The sequence below is a fragment of the Streptomyces yokosukanensis genome, from assembly GCF_001514035.1.
GTDB classification, from domain to species: domain Bacteria; phylum Actinomycetota; class Actinomycetes; order Streptomycetales; family Streptomycetaceae; genus Streptomyces; species Streptomyces yokosukanensis.
In genome coordinates this window covers 10,517-15,894 of the sequence record NZ_KQ948244.1, presented here as the reverse complement: position 1 = coordinate 15,894, position 5,378 = coordinate 10,517, and the positions used below count along the sequence as shown (strand labels likewise).

Genomic DNA, 5,378 nt, shown 5'->3' with positions numbered 1-5,378 from the left:
AAGCCATGCGTGAGCTGATCGCCGAGCGTGAGTGGCTGACGGTGTTCCTGTTACCCGCCTACTCGCCTGAGCTTGTCCTACCTTCCAAGCGTGGGTTTGAGCTGATCCTTCGTAAGATCGGCGGACCCAGGGGTTCTGGGTGTTTGTGTCCTGAACGTGGATGGAGCTGGTTGTAGGAACAGTTCTTGAAGTGATGCTGTGCGGAAGATGAAGGTTGTTGGCCCTTCGGAGTCGCCCTGCGGGGGGAGGCTTCAAACCACCTCGTGCTGCGTTGGCTGAAGACCGTCGTGGTGAGCGACGAGGAAAAGGCGTCGTAAGAGGCGTCAGGTGGGGACCGGGAAGACGAACGCAAGTGAATCGCTGCTGACGTGTCGAAAGAACCGAGATGACATCGAAACCGGGGTCTATACCCAATCCCGGGATGAGTCTGGCGGGTACCCGTTTACTGGCCAGGTGGTGTCCGGCATGCAGGCGACGTGAGCCCGGTCTGCGGCTTCCGCATGGAACAGGAGAAGGCGTGCCTGGCCGATGTCCGCCTCGGTGGCGGACGAGAGGGAGTGTCCCAAGCAGCCGAAACTGCAAGGGATCGAGTACCGAGGCCAGACGCGCCGGCGGACCGACTCGTAGTAGTGGTGAAGCCTCTGTAACGGGGGCGGAGCGAAGGGGTCGGGTCGTTCGTGGCTGAGTTGATCGCGTCAACCGGGCAGGGCCCGGGAGGAATTCGGTGGACCAGTTGAAGTCACAGGCCAAGCCGTTCGAGATTTCGAAGTGGGAAGTCAAGGAGGCATGGGAAGAGGTCAGGGCGAACAAGGGCGCTCCCGGCGTGGATGGGCAGTCTCTTGACGAGTTCGAGAAGGACCTGAAGGGCAACCTCTATAAGGTCTGGAACCGGATGTCGTCGGGGTCGTACTTTCCGCAACCGGTGCGCGCGGTGGAGATTCCTAAGCCGCATGGCGGAGGCACGAGAATCCTCGGGATTCCTTGTGTGGCTGACCGGGTGGCGCAGACAGTGGCGGCCAGGCATCTCATGCGGAGGGTGGAGCCTGTGTTCCATCCGGATTCGTATGGATACCGGCCCGGACGGTCGGCGCTAGACGCGGTGGCGCGCTGCCGGGATCGCTGTTGGAAACGGAACTGGGTCATCGATCTCGATGTCGCCAAGTTCTTCGACAGCGTCCGGTGGGACCTCCTGGTCAAGGCGGTGGAAGCCCACACTGATGCCGTTTGGGTGATTTTGTATGTGCGGAGGTGGCTTCAAGCGCCGATGCAGAAGCCCGACGGCAGCCTGTTAGTTGGGGACCGCGGTACCCCGCAAGGATCTCCGGTCTCGCCCGTGCTGGCGAACCTGTTCATGCACTACGCGTTCGACACCTGGCTCGCCCGGGAGTATCCCGGCGTCTGGTTCGAACGCTACGCGGACGACGCAGTGATCCACTGCGTCACCGAGCACCAGGCTGTCGAGGTGCTGGCCGCGCTGATGGACAGGATGGAACAGGTCGGGCTGCGTCTGCATCCCGACAAGACCCGGATCGTGTACTGCAAGGACGGCAAGCGCCGGAGCTCGTACGAGCACACGGCGTTCACCTTCCTCGGCTTCACGTTCCGCGCCCGCAGGAGCCGGGACAAGAAGGGGCAGATCTTCCTCTCCTTCGACCCGGAGATCAGCAGGGAGGCCCTGAAGAGGCTTGGTAGGGAGGTCCGTTCCTGGCACCTTCATACGCGGGCCGACCTCTCCTTCCAAGATCTCGCCCGATGGGTCAACCCACGGGTCTCGGGATGGATGCAGTACTACGGCCGTTTCCGGCGGTCGGGGCTGTCTCGCCTCTTGATGCGCATCAACGCCTACTTGGTGCGATGGATCCGCAAGAAGTACGAACGGCTCAGGGCGAAACGGAAGGCCACCGCGAAGATGGGGGAGATCGCGCAGCGGTACCCCCGTATGTTCGCGCACTGGCCGTGGACGACCTTTGCGGCCTGGTGACCAGAACGACAGGAGCCGTGTAACGAGCGATCGTTCCGCACGGTTCTGTGAGAGCCGAGGGGTGAGATTCCCCTCGGCTACTCGGCGGCTGTGAGCTTGTCGCCGTTGGATGGCTCAAAGGACTTGGCCGCCCGGAGCCCCGCGACGACTCGACCGCTAATTGGGATACGCGACTCGATCGCTGTGTAGGACAACGTCGGCGAGGTCGTCTGCGGGATCGATGTGTGACGACGAGCTGGCGGAGGTGACCGTGCCCCAGATCTGGGCCGGAGTGGACATCGGCAAGGAACACCACCACTGTGTGGTGGTCGACGAGCGAGGCGAACGCCTCCTTTCACGCCGAGTCTTCAACGACGAACCGGCTCCGCTGGAGCTGATCGCAGACGTACTCGCGCTCTCCGAGGACGCCCTGCGGGCGGTGGATATCAACCACGGCGGCGCCGCCCTGCTCATCGGCCTCCTGCTCAGCCATGACCAGCCGATGCTCTACATCACCGGCCTGGCCGTGCACCAGGCGACAGCCGCCTACCGCGGCCAGGGCAAGACGGACGAGAAGGACGCGTTCGTCATCGCCGACCAGGTCCGCATGCGCCAGGACCTCGGTCTCCTGCGGCCCGGCGACGAGATAGCCGTCGACCTGCGTACCTTGACCGCCCGCCGCCTCGACCTGGTCAACGACCGCACCCGTCAGACCAACCGACTGCGGGCCCAACTGCTGGAGTTCTTCCCTGCGTTGGAGCGGGAGTTCAACCTCAGCAAGAAGGGCCCGGTCATGCTGCTGACCGGCTACCAGACGCCGGCCGCGATCCGCCGCAGCGGGGCCAGGCGGATCGGAACCTGGCTGAAGAACCGCAAGGTGAAGAACGCCGCCGCACTCGCCGAGACAGCTGTCGGGGCGGCCAGGGCCCAGCACGCCGCACTGACTGGAGAAACCCTCGCGGCCGCAATGGTCGCCCGCATCGCCAAGGGCGTGCAGGCACTCGACCAGGAGATCGCCGAACTCGACGCTCTCATCGAAGCCCGGTTCAACGAACACCGGCATGCGACGGTGATCCGGAGCCTGCCCGGCATGGGCACCCTCCTCGGCGCCGAGTTCATCGCCGCCACCGGCGGAGACCTTGAAGCCTTCGGCACGGCCGATCGCCTGGCGTCCTTCGCCGGCCTCTCACCAGTTCCGCGTGACTCCGGCCGCATCAGCGGCAACATGCGCCGCCCACGCCGCTACCACCGCGGCCTGCTCCGGGCCTTCTACCTTTCCGCGATGGCCAGCCTGAGAACTTGCTCCGCTTCCCAGGCTTACTACGGGCGCAAACGGAACGAAGGGAAAGGACACAAGCAGGCACTGCTCGCTCTGGCCCGTCGGCGAGCCAACGTCTTGTGGGCCATGATCCGCGACGGAGCGTGTTACGAGGTCCTACCAACCGTCACGGCATCGGCTTGACATCGTCATTGGGAAGTTCTTTAAGGTCTGGCCCAACGAACGAGCCATTGGGATCCTTGAAGTGCCTGGACCCGCAGAGCACGGGGCGGCAGGATGATTTCGTCCGTCCCCGGCAGTAAGGAGAAAAAATGCGCGTGGTCCGATTCCCGGAGGCAGCGGCCGGATGATTGTGGACTTGATCGAGACTCAGCTCGCCACCGTCGCCGCAGCGGTCACCATCGTCGGTGGCGCCATAGTGGCTCTGTCTGGACACTTTCAACGGCGATACATCCGGGCCGGTTTCGGCATTATCATCGTCGTAGTTGGCGCCGTGGTGATGCAAACCGGCGTGTGGTCATGAGCACCACCTGTCTCAAGGCTTGGGCTCGCACGTGGTCTCGCCTGGTGGACGTCACGATCACCTGCCGGAGGACGTTCATGTCATCGCGGGACTCGATCGTCTCACGCACGATAACCTTTCGACCGCTGTAGGGCGATTAGCGTCTTCTCACGTCGGGCGGTTTTGCCTACGTCGTAGCGGGGCGCGCGACTCCTGTTCCTTGTGCCGGGTGGCCTTCCGGGGCCGGGCCGCTGAGGTTTCGGTGCTCTGGCGGGACAGGGCATGTGCTGGCAGAGGTTCCGAAACGTCCGACGGACCCGGGCCGGGGTGAGTCGGCCGGGTGAGATCGGCCTCTCCCACGGGTGCCGCAGGTCCCGGACCAGCGGACGTACGAGCCTGAGCTGTGTGTAGGCCGCGATGATCAGCCAGGTCCACCGGTCGGCCGCTTCCGGATCCCGCAACCGGGGCTTCGTCCAGCCCAGGGTCTGCTTGAACAGCCGGAAGGTGTGCTCTACATCGAAACGTCGAAGGAACGCCTGCCAGGCCCGGTCGACGTGAGCGTCGGTGGCGCCGGTCTCGGAAGACCACAGCCACACCGTCGGCGCCTCACGGTTCTTCGACAGGTGCTCGACCTCAAGGCGGATCAACGTCCCCTCGATCAGTGGAAGTTCGCCTTCGTGGTCGAGCCATGCGGCCCGGTGGGTCAGCCGAGGGTGGACCCGGTCCCACGCCTGCGTGACGGCCTTGCCGTAGTTCGTCGTTGCCGTGCAGGTCGTGACCGCCGGTTCGGGCCAGGTTTCCGGCTTGGCGAAGCGGAACTCCGGACCGTGCTTGGGTAGCCGGCCGCCCTTGGGGCCGTAGACCCGTGGCGGCTTCGGTAACCGCATGACGCGGTCGCCGCGGATCCGTCCGATCAGCTCGACGGGCAGGTTCCCGCAGGACCCAGGCCAGGCGGGTTGATGTCTAAAACTGCCGATCATCGTTGACACCTGGGTCTCTGATCACTAATCGTTGACACCTGGGTCTCTGATCACTAGGAGATCCACATGCCGAAGACACCCCCGCTCGATCGCGAGGCCAAGCGACGCCTGGCCGTCATACGCCATGTCGAAGAGGTAACCGGCAACGTCGCCATGAGTTGCCGGTACTTCGGCATCAGTCGGCAGGCGTACTACATCTGGTATCGCCGCTACCAAGCCGAGGGCATCGAGGGGCTGCGCACTCGCTCGAAGGCGCCCAAGCACAGCCCGAACGCCATGCACGTCGAGGTCGTAGGGAAGATCATCTATCTCCGGCAGAACTACCACTTCGGACCCGAGAAGATCGCGATGTACCTCAAGCGGTACCACGACGTCACGATCAGCAAGTCGGGCGTGTGGCGGATCCTCAACCGCTTGGACATGGGCCGCCTGCCGGCCTCCCAGCGCTACAAGCGGCACGACCGTCGATGGAAGCGGTACGAGAAGCAGCTGCCCGGCCACCGGGTGCAGATCGACGTGAAGTTCATCGAGCCGCTCGCCTCCATGCCTCAAGGCCGGCGCGGCGGCCGCAACAAGTACTACCAGTTCACGGCGATCGACGACTGCACCTGGCTGCGGGTCCTGAAGATCTATCCGACGCTCAACCAGGCCACTGCC

At 64.2% G+C, this 5,378-nt stretch carries 4 protein-coding genes and 2 pseudogenes; 5 read left to right on the top strand and 1 reads right to left on the bottom strand.

The annotated features are described in order from the left end of the window. The 4 genes and pseudogenes from AQI95_RS50525 to AQI95_RS47710 all read left to right on the top strand — a co-directional run. Positions 1-74 (top strand): annotated as a pseudogene (locus tag AQI95_RS50525) (transposase); the annotation flags it as partial. 650 nt (positions 75-724) lie between these two features. Further along, positions 725-1,981: a group II intron reverse transcriptase/maturase gene (gene ltrA, locus AQI95_RS42640; protein ID WP_067136690.1), complete on the top strand. Its 1,257-nt coding sequence runs from the start codon at positions 725-727 to the stop codon at positions 1,979-1,981. 250 nt (positions 1,982-2,231) lie between these two features. Further along, positions 2,232-3,422 carry an IS110 family RNA-guided transposase gene (locus AQI95_RS42635; protein WP_425264971.1) on the top strand — a complete coding sequence of 397 codons (1,191 nt, stop codon included), beginning with the start codon at positions 2,232-2,234 and terminating at the stop codon, positions 3,420-3,422. Between the two features lie 175 nt (positions 3,423-3,597). Further along, positions 3,598-3,762 (top strand): hypothetical protein, encoded by a 165-nt coding sequence (locus AQI95_RS47710; protein WP_159056722.1) that lies wholly within the window; start codon positions 3,598-3,600, stop codon positions 3,760-3,762. A gap of 101 nt (positions 3,763-3,863) precedes the next feature. On the opposite strand, the pseudogene AQI95_RS46010 reads toward AQI95_RS47710, so the two are convergent. Beyond that, a pseudogene (locus AQI95_RS46010) lies at positions 3,864-4,698 on the bottom strand (transposase); the annotation flags it as partial. Between the two features lie 89 nt (positions 4,699-4,787). Between AQI95_RS46010 and AQI95_RS42630 the strand changes: the two are divergent. Beyond that, positions 4,788-5,378 (top strand): helix-turn-helix domain-containing protein (locus AQI95_RS42630; protein ID WP_159056721.1); only part of this gene is annotated, 591 nt, incomplete at its 3' end.